Source organism: Ruminococcus sp. FC2018 (assembly GCF_000621805.1).
Lineage (GTDB): Bacteria > Bacillota > Clostridia > Oscillospirales > Ruminococcaceae > Hominimerdicola.
The window spans coordinates 1-19,815 of the sequence record NZ_JHXH01000006.1 but is presented as its reverse complement, the minus strand read 5'-3'; the positions used below and the strand labels follow the sequence as shown (position 1 = coordinate 19,815).

Sequence of the window (19,815 nt, the reverse complement as noted above, 5' to 3'; positions counted from 1 at the left end):
CTCTTACTTTTTAGAGTAGATCGAAACTATAATGTTTACCGCAAGTGTAACGATAAACAGCAGTACCGAGCAAACTCTTGCAATTCTTGAAAGCTTGGCTTCCTTAGTGCTCTTACCGTTCTTTCCGAAGAAAGATTCGTTATAACCGCCGCCTATGGCAGATGTAAGTCCCTGGTCCTTGGATTCCATAGAAAGAACTATCAAAACCAGTATAAGACTGACAAAGATCAGTACTGAACCGGCAACTATTTCCATTGTAGACATAGATAAAACCTCCGTTTTGATAAATATCTCGTATAGTATATCACACATTTTCTCAAATTGCAAGTGTTTTTACAAATTTTTTCTTCTTAATTATGATTTTTTTGAAACAAGCCTATTGACAAGAGTAAAAAACTGTGATAAAATAATTAAGTCGCTGAATGGACAGGTGTCCGAGTGGTTTAAGGAGCTGGTCTTGAAAACCAGTGATACGGCAACGTACCGTGGGTTCGAATCCCACCCTGTCCGCCATTTTTTATAAAAAAGCATTGCTTTGGCAATACGTTTGCGGATTTACCCAAGTGGTGAAGGGGCTCCCCTGCTAAGGGAGTAGGTCTGGAAACGGGCGCGAGGGTTCAAATCCCTCAATCCGCGTGCATTGAATAAAGCTCACAGGTTTATTTCCCTGTGGGCTTTCTATTTTTTAACTGTCCAAAAAAAGTTACCACAAATGAAAAATAATGTGCTATGATACATACATAGAACAAAAGGACGACAAACCTATTTTTACATCTCCTTACTTTGCAAAAAAGCCTTACGCTTCAAACGTAAGGCTTTTTGCTTTCTCGGTTATCCGTAAAGAATTTCGTTCACTCTTTTCTGCACCGCATCGTAATCGTATCCTGCGGCGGTAAGGCGTTTTCTGCGCTCCTCGCCTGCTCCCCAGTCACCTCGGATGACCTCACGTGCGATCTGGTCAATGGACTTTTTCGGCGGCTGTGGCTTTGGATCGTAAAGTATCTCGTTTACCTTGTTCTGCACCGCATTATAATCATACCCTGCGGAGGTAAGAAGCTTTTTGCGCTCCTCACCTGCACCCCATTTGCCTGCGATGACCTCACGGGCGATCTCGTCCACGCTCTTTTTCGCAGGTTCCGGCTTTGGTGCAGGAGCCGGTGTGGGCTTCACGGTAGGGACAGTCTTTGAAAATCCGTTTCTGCCTGCCTCCTTGATTATCCCGGGATAGTCCACATAGCAGTAGTCATGGTCAACTCTGCCGCTTATGCCGCTGCATGACCAGTCAGAGGTGTTCTGCCAGATGCCGTAGGGTCCGTCATAATTGCAGCTTGGACCGTACTCGGCAACTGCAATGGCGTACCTTTCACGTATCTGCTTGCTCACATAGGTCTGAAGTGCGCTGCGGTAGATATAGATACCAACGAAATATCCAGCCTTTTCAAGCTTGTCACAAAACGCTGTAATAATGGCGTTGGTGTTTCCGGATCGGAAGATATCAAATTCCTCCACATCGTAATAGACCGGATACTCAAACTGCTTGCCCTTTAAAAGAGCGATGCAGCTGTCCGCCTCACGCTCTGCCTCGGCAGCGGTTGCTGCGTAGCTGTAAAAATACACGCCCACCGGTATCCCTGCCGCCTTGCAGCCCTTATAGTTGGCTTCATACTGATTGTCTATCTGATACGGGAAAGAAAGTGTGTTGCCGTAACCTGCACGGATAAGGGCAAAGTCCACCTTCCCCTTTACCTGCGCCCAATTTATTGCGCCCTGCCACTGGGAAACGTCAATTCCGCTTTTTGTCATGAAAAAATCTCCTTTTCTTGAATGTGTCTACCATTTTGTCAGCTTCTGAACTGTATTTTTTATCCCGCTGAAAAGTCCGCAGGCACTTAGTCCGATGGCAAGACCGATCATTACTCCCTTGACAGCACCAAAGCCAAGCTCGATGCCGCAGACAAATATTCCGCAGGCAAGACCAAGCACCAGGTCGATCAGCGGGATGTACTTTATGGGACAGCCTATCTTTTTAAACACTTCCGCAAGACCTATCACAAGCATCACCTGTCCTGCCGGCGCAAGCAGGTAGTTTATCAGCTCCTGTGAATTCATCTTATCGCCTCCTCCAGTTCGTCCAGTCTGCGGGTGACTGAAAGCAGTTTTTCCTTGGTTATCTCTGTGTCCTGCTCCAGCTTGTAAGTGCGCTGGATCATATTGTTATGTACTGTCATTTTATGCTCCAGCTGGTCAAGACGATATGTTATCAATCTCTGGCTCTCGGCACGCTCTCTTTGCGCTGCCGACCGCCCCGAGATTGAAATGATTATCTGACACACCACCGCTGCAACGGCGGTAATAATGCCTACAATTACGGGATCGCTCATTGAGCACCTCCGCCGTTTATTACAAAGCTGAAGGTAAAGGTTTCCCCTGCGGCGGCGTTCCTTGTGGGCACGATCTTTCTTGCAATCATGTATTTAGTTCCTGACGAATCAAAGTACAGCAGGCACAGCTCGTTTACTGTAATGCTTTCATTGGCTGTGAAGGTAAAAGTATATAGTACTTTGCCATCATCTGTTACCGTAGGATGACCCCCTGATGAGCTTCCTCCTGCGGAAGTACAGGTATACTTTGTACTTTCTATCTCGCTTTCAAGACAATAATCGTCAAAGTCAACAGGTGTAGTCCCTGAACCGAGCTTCATTGTAACACCGGAGTTTGATGCAAAAACATCCGGTCTGAGAAGGGTAAGAATTATTGATTCACTTGACGTTGTTTGTGTGCCGTCCCACTTTGTAAGCAACCCTCGGGGTACTGAGTTAGTATTGTTGCCAATAAGCTGGGACATGATATTCGCTCCGTTTTTAACTATCATTGTGTCACCTCCGTTACTTCGTCTGTAATTCTTTCTGTTTGTGTTTCGTTGTATCCGCCTGAGGATTGCTCTTTAAGCCGGTCTATCTGCTCCTGCAAGGTAGGGGAATATGGCTGCCATGTGTTGGCTGTTCCGCTTCCGGGATATCTGACGGATATCTTTGCTGTTTTGTTGTTGAACTGCACTCCTCTCTTGACATAAAGAAAGATACAGTTGTAGGGATACTGCTGATCGTCCGCAATAGTAAAGCTCTGATCCGATTGGTTTGCCCATCGCTGCGCAACACCTATCCCTACATAGCCGCCATCGGGATTCCAACTATACTTTCTTATGCTTACTCCGCAGTCGTTATCGTTTTCAAAATCCCCTTCTAAGTATAATATGTAATTACCGTTTGCAAGGTGCTTTTCCGGCTGGGGCATCAGCCATGGATTGAAATCACCGCAAAGAGATATATCGCTGTATCCGCTGCCGGGAGGATCGGTCACCGGTATCTCGCCGTTCAGCGTTATGCTCGCATCATCATTGACAGTCAATGTCAAGCCGTTATACTCCTTTTCGGTATATACCGGTTTAAATATATTAGGTCGGGCGGCTCCAATATCATTTTTGTTCCTGAAGATCTGATCGGCATTTTCCGAGGCAATAGCAGCATACTCCTGAGCGGTATCAACAGAATCGTTTATGCTTTCTATGCACTGACCGAACTGGGTCATAAGCTCCTGCTGTGCATCGTCTATCTGCGACATTTCATCATCAAGATGCTGCTGACGTCTGTCAAGCAGCTCCGAAAGATCGGTGAGCAGATCGGCTGTACCGTGTATCTCGTCAAGCACACGCAGGGAATCATCAATGCTTGGGAACGGCGGGGATTTTTCGTCCAGCGACGGCTTGATCTCCAGCTGTATAATGTTGCTCTTTTTAACAACTATGTACTCCTCGTCACGGGTGATGCAGGCTACCACTTGTGCGAGAATAATTCCGGACATACGCATTACAGCATTTGTGAGAGTTACCTCACTGTCTGAGATCTCCGACTCAAATGATGCCCCGTCGGGATAGGTAAAAATAATACTGTATCTGTCCGCAGACACATTATCAAGCCCCGTAAAGGACATTTTTCTTGCATCTTTTTCACCGCAGTAGCCAAGCAGCTTCTCGTCACTCACGGCAAAATAATCTGCATTTAAAGTTATTGTCATTTGTTAACCTCCTTTTTCCGCTTTCGCTGTCGGCAAAGCAAAAACGAAAAATACAGCGTGTCGGCAGATTACGCTGTCGAACATTAGTTCTGATAATATAATAGCACATATGTTCGGTGCAGTCAATGAAAAATCTGCTCATTGCAGGTATATTCTGCCTTTTGAACTGTTTTGGGTCTTGTAATTGTGCTGTACGCACAAATCAGGTAAATAAAAATGCAATAAGAAATAAAACATCGGTGTGCAGTTATTTGCTCAATTATTAACAGATAAATCCTTGCAAAACAAAAAAGACCCGGTAAAAACCAAGTCTTTTTAAAATACCCTGTCAGTCACCTATCTGTTTTCCCAGAAACAAGGCTGCTGTCTTAGCCAGAAGCGCCTGTTTGACCGTGGCACACTCGTTTTCCTTCTCTGCCACAAATGCCACAGCTCCCGAAACATCGCCGCCTGAAATAATGGGGGCAATGGCAAGGGCGTGTGCGTTCATTCCTTCAACGGGATAGAATGCACGTTCTGCGGCGGAGGTATACTCATAGCTCCTTCGCTGCTGCAAAAGCTCCTCCAGAGCCGGTGAAAGTCTGCGCTGGGAATACTCTTTTTTGGATATTCCCGACACAGCTACCACATGGTCGTTATCAAATACCACCGCAGGTGCGCTGCCAAGCTTTGCGATAACCTCTGCTGCCTGGACAGCACCCTCGGAAAGCTCGTTGATGGGCGAATATTTTTTGAAGATGACCTCGCCGTCAGGGTTTGTGTATATCTCCAGAGGGTCGCCCTCCCTTATACGCATGGTACGTCTTATCTCCTTTGGTATTACCACCCTGCCAAGGTCGTCGATGCGGCGGACAATTCCTGTTGCTTTCATATATTCAGTTCCTTTCAAGCTGATTTACAGTTATATTTTTTACTGTCATTGCCATATTATACGCAGAAAAATTTAGAAAACGATATCAGGTGCTTTGCGACATAAAATATCCCCTTAGAGTATCACACGTTCTTTGTTTTACGTGCGTCTGCTCTAAGGGGATCATCATATCTGATAGATCGCCTTGCCCGGCTTATCCGTACACCTGATTTCTTCCGTTATCCTTTGCGGTATAAAGGCTGTCATCAGCATATGCAAAATTTTCCTCAATGGACTTTGTACGATCGTAAAGTGAACAGCCGAAGCTCATGGTTGCCTTTACAGGTATTACAGAAGCCTTGACCGCACTGTCTTTGACCTCAACTCTTACCTCCTCGGCGATCTTTTTACAATCCTCAAGCTCTGTTCCCGGCAGAACCACAACAAACTCGTCTCCGCCCCAGCGGTAGGCAGTTGCGTGCTCGGGACAATGCTTTGAAAGAATGCCTGCCACATTCTTTATGATAAGATCACCGATATTGTGTCCGTAGTTGTCATTGATGCGTTTGAATCTGTCTATGTCGCAGATGAACACAGAGAACGGGCTTTTCATGCCTACCTGGAGATACTCGGCATACTTGTGCATAAAGTCGTGATAAAGACCCTTACGGTTTTTAAGACCTGTAAGAGTATCGTACTGTGAGTCAGTAAAGAATGTTTCCGATTCAAGAGTAATACCGCAGGCAAACGCAGCAAGGGAAAGCTTCTTGACGTCTTCAACCTCGTCAAAGCCCTCTTCGCCCATTTTGTTGATTATCTGGAATGCACCGATGTATTCCCCGTTTATGTCCGCAACAGGCATGACCAGCACGGAGAATGTGATATATCCTGTCTGCTTGTCCACATCCGAGTTGAACTCAGGCTCGCTGTAAGGATCGTTGGTAACGATAACTCTTTTTTCCTTAAGAGCCTTTCCCACCAGTCCGGAATCATCCGGTATCACTATCTTGTCCACCTTTGTGGCAGATGTTGTCCACAGCTGATGGTTTTCCTTGTCCCACTTCCAGAAGCTTGCTCTGTCTGCACCCACAAGTATTCTTCCAAGGTCGGTGAGCAGGTTGAAAACGTTGCCGTGACCCTCCTCACTTCTGCTGCCCATATTGGCATAAAGCTTTTCGCCGATGTCATAGACCTCGTTAAGCATCTCGATCTGATAATCCATATCCATAGTATGATCCTCCCGGTAATAGTATTTTATATGTAAAGCGGAGCAAGCTGTACCCCTGCTTTTCGGGCAGCCTCGCCCAGCATCTGCTCGTCGTCAAGGTGCATGAAATAAACCTTCACGCCCTTGTCCCTGAGCCGGGGAATAACTGCTTCAAGTTCTTTGATATGCATATGCACCACACAATCGTGTGCCGACGCATCCGTATAAAGATATGTACCCTTTTCAAGGTACGGAATAAATGGTTCAAGTGTAGTTGTGTCGCCTGTAAATACGATCCTTGTCCCCTCAGGCTCGATCACCCAGCCGAAGCATCTGCCCTCAAGCTGTTGGGTGTGAACAGTTGCCACAGCCCCCACGATCCACGGGTACTCCTTCTTTGCCTGCTGTACGGTCAAAAGACTGTACCCCTCATCACAGCAGCCTTCAAGCACCGATAAAAGATACCTAACATTTTCTGCTGTTTCCTCGTTTGCGGTTATGACCTTCACCGGTAAATGCAGCAAATAGTAACAATAATGTATCATCATTCCTATTCCGCCAACATGGTCCGAATGGGTATGGGTCACAAAAACGGTTACGCCCTTTGTCACGCCATTAACAAGCTTGTCAAAGCCAAGATACTTTATTTTGTGAAAGGCTGACATGGGACAGTCCATAAGCACAAGTTCACCGTCTTTCACAAAAAAGCCGCAGTTGTTCTGTGAATGAAAAGCGGAGCCCCTGCCTAAAAACTTCAGCAATACACCTCACCTCTTTTTTTATTATTACTCTGTTCATTATAATAACACATTTCAGCCGATTTTTCAATAGTTTATCATACTTTTATTACCCTTTAAAACTAAATCACCTTTCTAACAGACAACTCATTTTTATCCACAACAAGAAAATGTGCCGCCTTGCCTGCACAGATGCTTCCGAATCTATGGGAAACACCAATGCTCCTGCATGGATTCAGCGTTGCGGCTCTCACTGCGCTTTCAAGGGGTATGCCCATTTTCACTGCGTTTACCATGCACTCATAAAGGTCTGAAACGCTGCCTGCAAGGGTACCGTCCTCAAGGCGTGCACTGCTGCCCTTTTTAAGTACCCTCTGCCCGCCGAGAACATACTCTCCGTCAGGCATTCCGGTTGCCTCCATGCTGTCGCTTACAAGCACGATCCTGCGGTCACCGAAAAGCTTGAAAGCCGCTCTCACAGCCGCAGGTGAAACGTGCACACCGTCACATATCAGCTCCACAAAACAATCCTCGCTGTCGGCAGCTGCGCCCACCACTCCTGTGTCACGGTGGTGAAAAGGCGTCATTGCGTTGAACAGGTGGGTTATGTGGTCTGCCCCTGCGTCAATGGCAGCCTTTGCGGCAGAATAGTCTGCACAGGAATGACCCAGTGAAAAATGAATACTGTCCCCAAGGGAGCTTATGCACTCCAGTGCCCCCGGCAGCTCGGGGGCTATTGTAACCAGCTTTATCATGCCCTTTGCCGCCTGCTGCCATTTTTCCAGCTTGTGCACATCAGGCATCTGTATGTACTCCTTTTTCTGCGCACCGCACTTGCGGACGTTAAGGAACGGACCCTCAAGATGTATGCCTGCGATCAAAGCTCTGTCCGTTTTCTCACAGTCCGAGGCATACTCCGAAATACAGCTGACTATATCGCTTATCTTCTGCTGTGGGAATGTCATCACAGCAGGACAAAACAGCGTTATCCCATTTTCAAATTCATATTGTGAGATCCTGTCAAGTGACCGTCTGTCACCGCCGGATACATCTGCCCCACATGCGCCGTGCATATGCACATCCGCAAGCCCCGGCAGTACAAGGCAGCCGCTGCAGTCAACGACATTTTCTCCACCCGTCAGATCCTTTCCAAGGGCGGTTATAACACCGTTTTCGTATTCTATATCAAGCCGTCGGAAGCTTTCCCCCTCGGCAAAAACAAGTCCGTTTTTTAGTACAGTTGAGCCCATATTTTACTTCCTGTCTTTATTTGTTTTTACTTATTTTTCCGCCTTTAAAGCCATACATCAGCGTTTCCTTTTGTAGGAGTATAACATATTTTTCCCCTAATGTAAAGCATATTTATGCTATTGCATAAAAACCGTTCGTATACCCTTGACATTTGATTAAAATAAATGTATAATGTTATGAGTCAAAATGTATGTCCAAAATTTCGTACTATAAACAATAAATGAAAGGAAAATGGGAATGAAAAAAACTAAGCTCACCGCTTTGCTTCTTTCGCTTGTACTGACTGTTTCCATGGCAGGCTGCGGACAGGAGATCAAGAAAAGCAGTTCCGATGTCAACAAAGCTTCGGTACCTAACGCCGACAGCTCCGCTGTAACAACATCTTCCGATACATCAGACAGTGAAAAAGTCACCACCGCTGCCACAGAGGCAACCACTACCACCACTGCCACAACTACCAAGCTTGACGAAACAGGCACAGCAAACCCTGCTGCCGATTACGCAAGCATTCCGGAATCAGGCTACTGGACCAACAACGTTGTGGTCTGCGACCAGAACAAGGGTCCCAAGATAAGAGGTCTTCTGGGATTCGGCGCAGATGAAAGCAGCGCAAAGGTGTTCACCACAATGGTAAACGACGTTAAGAAAATGGTTGGCGACAAGGTAAACGTTTACACTCTTCCCGCACCTGTTTCTTCCGCTTACTATACTCCTAAGGGAATGGACGGAGTAACAAGCGACCAGCACGACGCTACCCTTGCGCTTTCCAAGACTCTTGACCCCAGCATAAAGAATATCGATGCTTATTCCGCTCTTGCAAAGCACACCAATGAGTATATCTACTACCGCACCGACCACCACTGGACAACCCTTGCTGCGTATTACGCAACAAAAGAATTTGCTAAGGCAGCAGGTGTCCCCTTCACCGAGCTTGACAAAATGGAAAAGGTGACCAAGGACGGCTTCTCCGGCTCAATGTACACATACAGCGGCTGTCAGGAGTTCCTTAAATATCCCGACACATATATCTACTACAAGCCCAAGAACCAATACACGACCACCTATTACGACTGCGACTTCACCAATCCTGTAAAGTCCGAGCTTTTCCATGAGTATGCCGAAGGCTCCAACCTTTACTGTACTATCCTGGGAACAGACATGACTATCTGCGAGATGAAGACAGACGTTAAAAACGGCAGAACGCTTGTGCTTATCAAAGACAGCTACGGCAACGCAATGGCGCCCTACTTTGTGGGAAGCTTTGAAAAGATATACGTTATCGACATGAGATACACCACCATAAAGCTCAAGGAATTCTTTGAGAAAGTCGGTGCAACCGATATCCTTTTCGGTTCCTCCATCTCAAGCTTCTACACAATAAGCCGTGCAGAATATCTTAACGGCATTATGAAATAAAAAAACACAAAGACCTTTCGATGCAGCAATGCAAAGAAAGGTCTTTTTTATGCCCTTATCCGTTGTAATCATAAAACAGCTTGTCGATTAGTTTGTCGTACTCATCACAGTCGCCAAGCGCCGCCTTTGCCAGCGTTCCCGCATTTTCAAGCATAAGCTTTATGTACAGCCAGTCACCCATGTCATCCCATTTGCGTGTGGAGTTGATAAGATAGTTCCTTTGCAGACAGCCGTACTTTTTCCCCAGCCTTTTTCCGTAGGCTTTAAGATTCCTTGCGGTCTGAACGTCCTCCATGGCACGCTTGTCCGCAAATCCGCCGATTGCTTCAAATGTCGCTTTTTCCGCCCAGAAAATGCCGCAGTAAAGCCCTGTCAAGCCAAATCCCACTCGACAGATGTAGTCGTTCATATACAGCGGAAACGAGTACCTTTCAAAGCGGATAGGCGCACCGCCGCCGATAAATATGCCGCTTCTGAGCATACAGTATGCCTCTTTTATCGTGCCCTTGGTCATACGGTTGTCGCAGTCAATGGTCAAAATGTATCTGCCCCGGGCAGCCTTTATGCCAGCATTTCGCACGGCTGCGATACAGCGTTCCTCGTTGAGCACAACTCTTGCGCCGTTTTGCTCGGCAAGCTGCTGCGTATTATCGGTGCATCGGTTACAAACTATAATTATCTCCACCGGCTTGCCGAAATATGCGGCTGCCCTTTTAATTGAATTTATACACCGCACCACATATTTTTCCTCGTTGTGAGCAGGCACTACCACCGTAAAAGCATACTTCCCCATTTTTCTCTCCTGTTTTAACTGTCCATTATTTTGTACTCTTAAAGGAGCAGCACAATAACTTGCTTATCCCGTATCGAGAATACCACACAAACCATTAAGAAGTCTTTAAGCTTTGAGGGATAATCTTTCAGGTCTTGTAGAAATGCTGATAATCCTTCTGGGTCTTCCAGTCTCCGCCCCAGGTCCAGCCTTTGCTTTTGAAAAGCTTGTAGCACAGGTCGTCATGGTCTATCTTGTGGGGGAACTTTGCCTTTCTGTTTGCGTACTCGGCAGCATTTGCAGGCATTATCTTTTCACCCACTATGTAAGGATTTATCAGAGGATTTATGTCTATTGCCCTGCCGTAAGCGTGCATGGATACTATGTCCGTATCAGCCACCACACGGTAGTTGAACGCCGAGGAGTTGTTATCCGCCATGGAACGCTCGTCTTCTGCGTCGTATTCGTCCACAAGACGCATTTTTTCTATCTGATACCCTGCGTTGTACAGCTCGCAGAATATCTCCAGCACCTCCCGGGCAAGAGAATAATGTACCACCATCTCACCCATGTGGGTCTTACCGTCAAATCCCACGTGTTTCATTTTAAGATAAGCAAGCTCGTCAAGCCCGATATCTTTGTTTTCACGGAACGACTTGCCTATCATTTTATTTTTTATTTCCTCAGGCAGAGGCTCTGCCGTAAATCCTTCTTCATATGTGATAAATTCCAAGTAAATGCCTCCTTTGGGTTTACTTCTCCATTTTCCACACTTCAACGCTGTACGGCTTCAGCTCGCTTCCGCCGCCGAAATCATGGACAGTATCGGAAAGAAGCTCCTGCGCCATTCCGCAGCCGGCATCAAAGTGAGCTGTGTAAGGCTGAGAGTCTGCGTTGATAGCAACCAGCACTCTTTCCTCCGGAGTTTTTCTTTCGATTATACACTGTCTGTTTGTCAGCACCGGAACGGAGATCTCACCGTAGCTCAGCGCCTTGCTCTCTCGTCTTATACGGCAAAGCTTTGCGATAAGGTCCGTCAGCTCGTTCCATTCAGGCTTTTCAAAGCAAGCCCTCAGCGCAGGGTCACCCTGTGACTTTTCCGCCTTGGTGCCCCACTCTGAACCGTAGTATATACACGGTATACCCTTTATTGCAAACAGCAAGCCGTAAATAAGAGGCAGATGCTCGGGGTTTGTAAGTATGCTTGCCACCCTTGTTACGTCGTGATTATCCACAAAGTTCAGCAGTTCCATACCTCTGCAGCGGCACCATTCCTGTGGTCCGAACATATTTTTTACCGAGTGGCATATCTCAAACATATTCATTGAGTTGAAGCTGGAATACATACCCTTGTAGCACTCGTAATTCGTGCAGGACTGAAGCATCTCGTCGTTCACGATCTGCTTGTAATCCCCATGGATTATCTCGCCCACAAGGAAGAAATCCTCCTTGACGCTGTTGCAGTGCTGGCGCAGACGCTTCATAAAGTTTCTGTCAAGGCAGTAAGCCACATCAAGGCGAAGTCCGTCAATGTCAAATTCGCTGACCCACTTGCTTACACATTCAAGTATATGATCCACGACCTGGGGATTATTCAGATTAAGCTTTACAAGGTCAAAGTGACCCTCCCAGCCTTCATACCAAAGTCCGTCGTTATAATTTGAATTGCCCCCGAAGTTAATGTAGAACCAGTCTTTATACTGAGAGCCTTCACGGTTTTTCAGCACATCCTGGAACGCCCAGAACCCTCTGCCCACATGGTTGAACACACCGTCCAGCACCACTTTGATACCAGCCTCGTGCAGATCTTTGCATACCTTTGCAAAATCCTCGTTGGTTCCCAGGCGGCAGTCTATCTTACTAAAATCTCTTGTGTTATAGCCGTGGGTGTCCGACTCGAACACAGGGGAAAAATATATTGCATTTATCCCCAGCTTATTGAAATGATCCACCCAGTCGGATACCTTGGTTATCCTGTGCTCCAACACGCCGTCGTTATCAAACGGCGCACCGCAGAAGCCGAGAGGATAGATCTGATAAAACACACTTTCATTTGCCCACATAATACTTACATCCTTTCACAGCGGCTGGTTTTCTTGATACCGCTTTTACTATTATAACAAATTCCACATATTTTTTCAATACACATATCCGATTATATTTGCCAAACTTTTTGTGCTGTTTTCACAAATCCATAATTTGAAATCTTTGGTTTTTGCAGTAAAATTGCCAATTCAAAGAGCAACATCAAGTGTCATCATCAGAATAAAGCCCACCATGACCCCCAGCGTACCCAGGTGGCTGTTGCCAAGGTGTGCCTCGGGAATAAGCTCCTCCACCACAACGTAGAGCATTGCACCTGCGGCAAAAGAGAGCAGCCAGGGCAAAAGCAGCTGCGCCGTGCCTGCGATAAGCACTGTGATAAGTCCGAAAACAGGCTCCACCACACCCGATGCCGCACCACAGGCAAACGCCCTGCCCCGTGAACGCCCAGCCTGTCGTATTGGCAGGGAAATAGCTGCCCCCTCCGGGAAATTCTGTATACCCATCCCCACCGCAAGAGCTATTGCAGATGCAAGAAGTACGCTGCTTTCGTTTTTTGCCGCCAGAGCAAAGGCAAGCCCCACCGCCATGCCCTCGGGAATGTTATGCAGCGTTATTGCGAATATAAGCATTGATGTGCGTTTAAGACCTTTCTTGACGCAGTCCTCCCTGTCCGGCTCCGGTCTGAAATAGGGTATCAGCTTGTCAAGGAGCATAAGGAACACCACCCCAAGCATAAAACCGAAGGATGCAGGCACCCAGCCCGTCTTTCCAAGCCTTTCCGCCTCCTCGATAGCAGGAATAAGCAGCGACCACACAGAAGCAGCGATCATCACCCCCGACGCAAATCCAAGGAACACACTCTGCGTCTTGTCGCTGTGTTTGTCGCTTTTAAAGAAAAACACCACCGCCGCACCCAGCACAGTCATCATGAATGTGAACCCGGTGCCGCCCAGCGCATAAATAAAACCGTTCATCACAAAGTCCTTTCATGTATTTGCAGGTGTACAAAATTTTGTACTATTGAACACACCTGCCTACTACAATCTATGCTTGTGAGCAAACGGTTGTTAAAACAAAAAGACTGTCCCAATACAGTCACAAATCGCACATAAACTTGCGTACAATTCAAATACATTGTTATTTCCTGTTTCCGTGGGGGCTTGACTTTTTGCGGCGAAAATTGTATTATATTGTTGAAGTTTATTTAGGGGAGAGATTTTTATGTATTTGGCATCATTCTATAGTAACTATGACACTTCCTTCTGGGTAGGTATTTTGATCGGCAGTCTTATCGGCTGTACGATCTGGGGCTTTGTTGTGCGCTACATAATGAAAAACAAAGGCTATACCAACCTTGGCACTTGGTTTGTCTGCGGATTTTTCCTGGGAATTATCGGACTCGTGATCGCAATCACCCGTCCGGATCTGAGCAGACCGCCTTTCCCAAACGGCAATCCCTACGGTCAGCCGCCTTATGGGCAGCCACCCTATGGTCAACCGCCCTACGGTCAGCCCTATCCCAATCAGCAGTACACACAGCCAATGATGCAGCAGTACCAGCAGCCCTACACACAGCCAATGCAAGCTCAACCAACGGCAAACCAGCCGCAAGGCGTGCGGTGCCAGAGCTGTGGTATGATGAATACACCGGGCTCTGTTTTCTGCGCAGGCTGCGGTAATAAAATTGTATAAGCTTTCTGCAAGTCCTCACTCAGAGGGCTTGCTTTTTTGTGGACATATGTCGAATTATCTTGACTTTTGCTGTCAAAGTGATACAATAGTAGTAAAATAAAATCCGGAGGTAATAGGTATGGTTCATAGTTATGACGATGCTTTCTTCGGTCAAACTGCCCTGTTTGTCCTAATTATCGGTGCATTTTTTTCTGTTTGCTTTTTCACAGCTCTTGGCTTGGTCTGCAAGACTATTATGAAAAATAAAGGCTATGACAACCCCGGCGGATGGTTCTGCTGCGGTTTCTTTTTGGGTTTATTGGGTGTTGTAATCTGTATCGTTATGCAGGATAAAAGACGCCAGAATCCCCCTTACGTACAATACCCGAATCAACAAGTAAATCCCAATCAGCCCTATCCCAATCAACAGTATGCACAGCCAACCATGCAGCAGTACCGGCAGCCCTACGCACAGCCTATGCAAGCTCAACCAACGGCAAACCAGCCGCAAGGCGTGCGGTGCCAGACCTGCGGTATGATCAATGCTCAAGGTTCCACGTTCTGCTCCACCTGCGGTAATAAGTTGACCTGATATTTTAAAAGCTCCCACCCCCCGGGAGCTTTTTTCACTATAAATCAGAATTTATCATCATACGTTCAGTGCATAATCGGGCTGGAACTCTTTGAAAAGAGTTCCCCCCGTGCCCCCTTCAGAAACTTTTTAATGATTTTTGGCACTTGGGAGTTTCACTCCCAAGCACCAAAAATGGTTAAGAGCTTTAAGGGAGTACAAGAGGAATCCTTTTTAGAGAAATCTAACCTGACTATGCATCAAACATATGATGATAATTCGGATTTACCACAATATCCTTGCATAGCAGTTGGAGATATTCTCTTGGGAAAAGTTTTCCTCAAACTCTCCTCTTGAACTTCTACATATTTTCGGTGATCGGGAGGCGTGGCTCCCGATTGCCGAAAATCTATAAAAGGTTTAGGAAGGGGGTCTGGGGGATAACCCTTCTCCAAAAGGGTTTCCCCCAGCTGCCACGCAAGGGTGCTGCGGTAAATTCTGATTTATTTCAATAAGACGGCACGGCATGGAGCGCCGTCGCAGCCGCCCAAATTCAAGGGTTGAGCCATAAGGAAATACTTTCCCTGCTCAACGCCTGCGAGTCTGATGCCTTCAAGCAGGGTAATATCTCTGCTGAGGAGGATAAGGTGGACGTTACGTGGGGAATCCTGAGGACCGACGGTCTGGCTCTCGTTTCCGATAAGCTTTATCCTTGCGTCAGCGAACACCTTTACCGCCTCCTCGGTAACAGTTGCCCGTCCGCCTATGAGTATGCGTTCCCAGCCGCCTGCTTGTCGGGCATTATTGAGAATAAGCTCTGCGTCGGCAGCCGACACATCGCCGTCGTGGTGGGCAACGTAGCAGTCCCCGATGTAGCTGTCAAGCGGCATCTGGTCAATAGTCCTGCCGCTGTCTATAAAATGGTACGGCGAATCCACATGAGTGCCGTTGTGGGCGCACATATGCAGCTCTGTAAGATTGCATATATCCCCTTTTTGAATACTCTGAGCCCTTATGTTCTGCGGCTGGGGATCACCGGGAAAAACTGTGCAGGTAAAAACCTCCTGTGAAATATCAATAAGCATGACTGCTCACCTCCGTAAAGAAAAAGGCTGCCGCAAAACGCAGCAGCCTGATTATAGCTTTCAGATCACTATTAGCAATTCTCAGCGAAATACTTAATAGTTCTTACCATCTGGCTTGTGTAGCTGTTCTCGTTGTCGTACCAGGAAACAACCTGTACCTCATAGAGATCGTCAGCTATCTTGCTAACCATTGTCTGTGTAGCATCGAACAGGGAACCGAACTTCATGCCGATAACGTCAGAAGAAACGATAGGATCCTCGTTGTAGCCGAAGGACTCGGAAGCAGCAGCCTTCATAGCAGCGTTGATGCCCTCAGCTGTAACGTCTGTGCCCTTAACAACAGCAGTAAGGATAGTGGTAGAACCTGTTGGAACAGGAACTCTCTGTGCAGAGCCGATAAGCTTGCCATTGAGCTCAGGGATAACAAGTCCGATAGCCTTAGCAGCACCTGTAGAGTTAGGAACGATGTTAGCAGCACCGGCTCTTGCTCTTCTCAGGTCACCCTTTCTGTGAGGACCGTCAAGGATCATCTGGTCGCCTGTGTAAGCGTGGATAGTGCTCATGATACCGCTCTGGATAGGAGCATACTTGTTAAGTGTGTCTGCCATAGGTGCAAGACAGTTGGTTGTGCAGGATGCAGCAGAAATGATCTGATCGTCGCTTGTAAGAGTCTTCTCGTTAACGGAGAATACGATAGTCTTCAGATCCTTGCCGGCAGGAGCAGAGATAACAACCTTCTTAGCGCCTGCATTGATGTGAGCCATAGACTTATCCTTTGAGCAATAGAAACCTGTGCACTCCAGAACAACGTCTACGCCGATCTCGCCCCAAGGGAGCTTGCTTGCGTCAGCCTCTTTGTAGATAGTAAGTGTCTTGCCGTCAACTGTGATGGTGTTAGCCTCGTCATCAGCAGAAACAGTGTGTACGTTCTCGCCGATCTTTCCGCAGTATCCACCCTGAGCGGTGTCATACTTGAGAAGATTTGCCAGCATGGAAGGCTTTGTGAGGTCGTTGATAGCAACAACATCGTAGCCCTCTGCTCCGAACATCTGTCTGAATGCGAGACGTCCGATACGTCCAAAACCATTGATTGCAACTTTAACTGCCATAATTGATATACCTCCTAAAAATTTCTGTAATTATTATACTACATTTTCATTTATATTGCAAGTGTTTTTGTAAATTTTATGCCAACTTTTTGTAAGCCTTTCCCTGCAGGGTCAAAACATGCAAATATAAAGGGCTTTTATTGACAAACAGACACTTTGCGGGTATAATGTGTAATAAAGTATAACCGATAATTGAAGGGAGTGTTCCCATGATTTGCCTTGAAACTTTGAAAAATATATATTCTTCTTTCCAAAAAGCGGTAATGGTGACCGACAGCCTGCTTGTTCCCCTGTGGGACAACGGCAAAGGTGTTCCTGCTTCATTTGACAAAAACAAGCTGCGCCACTACGGCGACCGTGAGCTTTCGCTGCCCCTTGAAGCGCCTGCCACCGTCAGATATCACGCCGACTTCGGCAGATCACCTGCCGTTGACATCATACCGATCCAAGAGGGCGGAGATATATGCGGGTATATCCTGCAATTCTATTCGTGCAGCGACGTAGAGGAGCTTTCGGATGTTTCCGACCACATCAGATTCAAAAACAATTTCCTGGGCAATATCAGAAATGAGCTTGCCTCGGTGGTCTATTCCATCGAGGATGAGAGAAGCAAGCTTGTGCAAAGCGGTGACCTTGAAAGGCTTGCTTCACACCGAAGCATAAGATACAGCATCTTAAAAGTCTTTTCCGCAACCACTAACCTCAACGAGATATCCAAGTATTACAACGGGCTTTATTCTACACAGGTGCTGGATGTTTCAAAGATAATCGAAAGTCTGGCGCAGGAGCTCAGCGATGCCTTTGAGGAGAACGGATGTGAGTTCATCTGCAATATCACAGGTCCGGTTTATATGAAAACCAATGCGGACAGGCTAAGAGCGGCGGTGTGCAACCTGCTTGTCAACGCTTATATGTACTGCAATGCAGAAAAAAAGCAGTGCACCCTTGCCATTGAAAGGACCTCGGACACAGCAGTCATCAGCGTTACCGACAATGGAACCGCTGCCGACATAAAAGCTCTTGAGGAGTATAAAACACCATTTGGTGCGTTTAAAAACTTCGGTCCCGGAGAATCGCTGGGAATTGCCGTTGCGGCTTGCTACTGCAATTCAATGGGCGCAAAACTTGAGTTTTCTTCACCGCAAGGTAAACAGACAAAAGCCGAGATGATTTTTCCTGTCTCATGTCTGTGCGAGCCGGACAGTCTGCGTGCTGTGACCCCTGCCCCATTGTCCGGAACATACGACCTTCCCAACTGCATTATGGCAAAGGGCTTTGACCCTTTGAAGGGGTAAGCGGCTTATTATAAATTGTTTACGGATATTGCGGATCGCCGCTGCCGACTTAATGTAAATTTTTGCAGGCATTTCTGCCCCGAGCCTGAATAAACTGCGATTTCATTCTATACTATGGGCGAGGGTGTTGCGGACCGCCGCTGCCGACTTAATGTGAATTTTCGCAGGCATTTCTGCCCCGAGCCCAAGAAAGCTTCGGTTTCACACCGGACTTATCGGCGAGGGTGTTGCGTACCGCCGCTGCGGTCTTGACTTATAGAAAGTTTTGGTGTATAATAAATAGGTTAAGTGCAGATATAACACTTTTTTACGAAAGGAAATGAATAGTATATGGCAAGGCTGAAAAGACTGGCAAGTGCAGCAGTCAGCGTGGCACTTGCAGCGGTAATGCTGACAAGCTGTTCTGCCGGCAGATATTGCATGAGCTACAGCGATAATAAACAGGTCAATTCGGGAATATACATCTACAACATAATAAGCGAGCTTATCAACCAGCAGTACATGTCCTATTACACCGGTTCCACCGAGAATGTAATGGACAAAAAAGTCGGTGACAAGGAAATGGCTGTCTATCTTGAAGATAACGCCATGAAGAACACCAAGGCGTACTGTGCAATAGTTTCAAAGTTTGACGAGCTGGGTCTTAAGCTTACAGACGATGAGAACAAGACGATAAAGGATTCCGCTACAAACTCGTACAATTCACAAAAGGATATGTATGAGGAAATGGGCATCTCAAAGGATTCTATATCCGAGATCATGAAACAGAGCAAGATGCGTGAGAAGCTTTTTGACTACTATTACGGAAAAGACGGCAAGGAAGCTGTTTCCGACGATGATCTTGTGAAGTACATCAACGACAATTACCTCAGATACAAGATGATATCCATAAGCAAGAGCACAAAGACCGATGAAAGCGAAAAGGATAAAGAGAATAAGGAAAACGAAGCTAAGATCGACGAGTATATGAAGAAAGCCGAGGGCAAGAGCTTCAAGGACTTTGACTCGGTGATCGAGGAGTACAACAAGGAAACTCAGGGCACTTCACAAACAAATACCTCGTCCTCCGATTCAAGCTCGTCTTCCGCTGATTCAAGTTCTTCAACTGCCGACTCAAGTTCTTCTGCTGCCGAGTCAAGCTCCGCTGCCGAGTCCAAATCCGACAGCAGCAAGGTTGGCGATACAGACAGTTCTTCCAAGACAGACAGCAGCTCCACATCCGACAGCTCAAGCTCCATTCCCCTGCAGACCACAGGCGAGGAGACTAAGAACAAATACCCCAACGAAACAATGATAAACTATGCATCTTATGATGAAGAAACTTTAAAATCCGATTACGGCAAGCTGCTCACTGAGATAAAGGGAATGTCCCAGGGCAAGGTCACCAAATATTCCAACGACACAGCTTATTACATAATAATCAAAGGCGACGTTACCGAAAGAAGCAAGGAATACGCCACAGAGTCCCGTGACACCGTGATAAAGGAAATGAAGAACCCGGACTTTGACAAGCTTATCGAGCAGTGGGAGGAAGACATCAACATAAAGGTGGACAATGCCTCCATAAAGAAGTATTCCGCAAAGAATCTGTACAAGAAATACACTGACTACTCCAAGAACAACAAGTCAGCAGCATAAATAAATATCACACCGGCGAAGCCGGTGGTTTTATAACAGCCCTAAAAGGGCACTTCACCAGCCGCCCCTTAAGGGGCACGTAATACGCTAAAG

21 protein-coding genes and 2 tRNA genes are annotated in these 19,815 nt (G+C 46.7%); 7 read left to right on the top strand and 16 right to left on the bottom strand.

Annotated features, from left to right (window positions below):
* Positions 1-3: 3 nt before the first annotated feature.
* Positions 4-264, bottom strand: coding sequence for a preprotein translocase subunit SecG (gene secG / locus T494_RS0105430; protein ID WP_028505418.1), 261 nt, complete (start codon positions 262-264; stop codon positions 4-6).
* A 160-nt stretch (positions 265-424) separates the two neighbouring features.
* Here secG and T494_RS0105425 point away from each other — a divergent pair.
* Positions 425-513, top strand: a tRNA-Ser gene (locus T494_RS0105425).
* A gap of 36 nt (positions 514-549) precedes the next feature.
* Positions 550-636, top strand: a tRNA-Ser gene (locus tag T494_RS0105420).
* 195 nt (positions 637-831) lie between these two features.
* Here the strand turns inward: T494_RS0105420 and T494_RS0105415 are convergent.
* The 9 genes from T494_RS0105415 to nagA all read right to left on the bottom strand — a co-directional run bounded on the left by T494_RS0105415 (position 832) and on the right by nagA (position 8,118).
* Positions 832-1,803: a GH25 family lysozyme gene (locus T494_RS0105415; RefSeq protein ID WP_028505417.1), complete on the bottom strand. Its 972-nt coding sequence runs from the start codon at positions 1,801-1,803 to the stop codon at positions 832-834.
* 27 nt (positions 1,804-1,830) lie between these two features.
* Positions 1,831-2,109 carry a hypothetical protein gene (locus T494_RS0105410; RefSeq protein WP_051540124.1) on the bottom strand — a complete coding sequence of 93 codons (279 nt, stop codon included), beginning with the start codon at positions 2,107-2,109 and terminating at the stop codon, positions 1,831-1,833.
* Positions 2,106-2,381 (bottom strand): hypothetical protein, encoded by a 276-nt coding sequence (locus T494_RS12420; RefSeq protein WP_037344065.1) that lies wholly within the window; start codon positions 2,379-2,381, stop codon positions 2,106-2,108. The genes T494_RS0105410 and T494_RS12420 overlap by 4 nt, the downstream gene beginning before the upstream one ends.
* Complete coding sequence (locus tag T494_RS0105400; RefSeq protein ID WP_028505415.1) at positions 2,378-2,872, bottom strand: hypothetical protein; 495 nt, start codon at positions 2,870-2,872, stop codon at positions 2,378-2,380. Before T494_RS0105400 ends, T494_RS12420 begins: the two co-directional genes overlap by 4 nt.
* Complete coding sequence (locus T494_RS0105395; RefSeq protein ID WP_028505414.1) at positions 2,869-4,074, bottom strand: hypothetical protein; 1,206 nt, start codon at positions 4,072-4,074, stop codon at positions 2,869-2,871. The genes T494_RS0105400 and T494_RS0105395 overlap by 4 nt, the downstream gene beginning before the upstream one ends.
* A 328-nt stretch (positions 4,075-4,402) precedes the next feature.
* Positions 4,403-4,945 carry a stage V sporulation T C-terminal domain-containing protein gene (locus tag T494_RS0105390; RefSeq protein ID WP_028505413.1) on the bottom strand — a complete coding sequence of 181 codons (543 nt, stop codon included), beginning with the start codon at positions 4,943-4,945 and terminating at the stop codon, positions 4,403-4,405.
* Positions 4,946-5,138: 193 nt separating this feature from the next.
* Positions 5,139-6,152 (bottom strand): sensor domain-containing diguanylate cyclase, encoded by a 1,014-nt coding sequence (locus tag T494_RS0105385; RefSeq protein ID WP_028505412.1) that lies wholly within the window; start codon positions 6,150-6,152, stop codon positions 5,139-5,141.
* Between the two features lie 26 nt (positions 6,153-6,178).
* On the bottom strand, positions 6,179-6,892 hold the full coding sequence (locus tag T494_RS0105380) for an MBL fold metallo-hydrolase (protein WP_028505411.1): 714 nt from the start codon (positions 6,890-6,892) through the stop codon (positions 6,179-6,181).
* Positions 6,893-6,990: 98 nt separating this feature from the next.
* On the bottom strand, positions 6,991-8,118 hold the full coding sequence (nagA, locus tag T494_RS12415) for an N-acetylglucosamine-6-phosphate deacetylase (RefSeq protein ID WP_037344061.1): 1,128 nt from the start codon (positions 8,116-8,118) through the stop codon (positions 6,991-6,993).
* 238 nt (positions 8,119-8,356) lie between these two features.
* Here nagA and T494_RS13400 point away from each other — a divergent pair, with 238 nt between their 5' ends.
* Positions 8,357-9,535 (top strand): DHHW family protein, encoded by a 1,179-nt coding sequence (locus T494_RS13400; protein WP_051540123.1) that lies wholly within the window; start codon positions 8,357-8,359, stop codon positions 9,533-9,535.
* A 55-nt stretch (positions 9,536-9,590) separates the two neighbouring features.
* On the opposite strand, the gene T494_RS0105350 is transcribed toward T494_RS13400, so the two are convergent.
* From T494_RS0105350 to T494_RS0105335, 4 genes are all read right to left on the bottom strand, one after another.
* The gene (locus tag T494_RS0105350) at positions 9,591-10,328 is read right to left on the bottom strand and encodes a glycosyltransferase (protein WP_028505408.1); all 738 of its coding nucleotides are present in this window, start codon (positions 10,326-10,328) and stop codon (positions 9,591-9,593) included.
* A 127-nt stretch (positions 10,329-10,455) separates the two neighbouring features.
* Positions 10,456-11,040: a M15 family metallopeptidase gene (locus tag T494_RS12405; protein WP_242836393.1), complete on the bottom strand. Its 585-nt coding sequence runs from the start codon at positions 11,038-11,040 to the stop codon at positions 10,456-10,458.
* Positions 11,041-11,059: 19 nt separating this feature from the next.
* Positions 11,060-12,370: an alpha-amylase family glycosyl hydrolase gene (locus T494_RS0105340; RefSeq protein WP_028505407.1), complete on the bottom strand. Its 1,311-nt coding sequence runs from the start codon at positions 12,368-12,370 to the stop codon at positions 11,060-11,062.
* Positions 12,371-12,541: 171 nt separating this feature from the next.
* Positions 12,542-13,327, bottom strand: a complete 786-nt coding sequence (locus T494_RS0105335) for a ZIP family metal transporter (RefSeq protein WP_028505406.1) — start codon at positions 13,325-13,327, stop codon at positions 12,542-12,544.
* 247 nt (positions 13,328-13,574) lie between these two features.
* Between T494_RS0105335 and T494_RS0105330 the strand changes: the two genes are divergently transcribed.
* Positions 13,575-14,045, top strand: coding sequence for a hypothetical protein (locus tag T494_RS0105330; RefSeq protein ID WP_028505405.1), 471 nt, complete (start codon positions 13,575-13,577; stop codon positions 14,043-14,045).
* A 118-nt stretch (positions 14,046-14,163) separates the two neighbouring features.
* Complete coding sequence (locus T494_RS0105325; protein ID WP_028505404.1) at positions 14,164-14,616, top strand: hypothetical protein; 453 nt, start codon at positions 14,164-14,166, stop codon at positions 14,614-14,616.
* 482 nt (positions 14,617-15,098) lie between these two features.
* Here the strand turns inward: T494_RS0105325 and T494_RS0105315 are convergent, their stop codons facing one another.
* Positions 15,099-15,680 carry a cyclase family protein gene (locus T494_RS0105315; RefSeq protein ID WP_028505402.1) on the bottom strand — a complete coding sequence of 194 codons (582 nt, stop codon included), beginning with the start codon at positions 15,678-15,680 and terminating at the stop codon, positions 15,099-15,101.
* Between the two features lie 71 nt (positions 15,681-15,751).
* Entirely contained in the window at positions 15,752-16,789 is a 1,038-nt protein-coding gene (gene gap / locus T494_RS0105310) for a type I glyceraldehyde-3-phosphate dehydrogenase (RefSeq protein ID WP_028505401.1), read from the bottom strand.
* A gap of 209 nt (positions 16,790-16,998) precedes the next feature.
* Between gap and T494_RS0105305 the strand changes: the two genes are divergently transcribed.
* Together T494_RS0105305 and T494_RS0105300 are read left to right on the top strand one after the other, a co-directional pair.
* Complete coding sequence (locus tag T494_RS0105305; protein WP_028505400.1) at positions 16,999-18,084, top strand: HAMP domain-containing sensor histidine kinase; 1,086 nt, start codon at positions 16,999-17,001, stop codon at positions 18,082-18,084.
* Between the two features lie 330 nt (positions 18,085-18,414).
* Positions 18,415-19,722, top strand: a complete 1,308-nt coding sequence (locus T494_RS0105300; protein ID WP_028505399.1) for a hypothetical protein — start codon at positions 18,415-18,417, stop codon at positions 19,720-19,722.
* Positions 19,723-19,815: the final 93 nt, after the last annotated feature.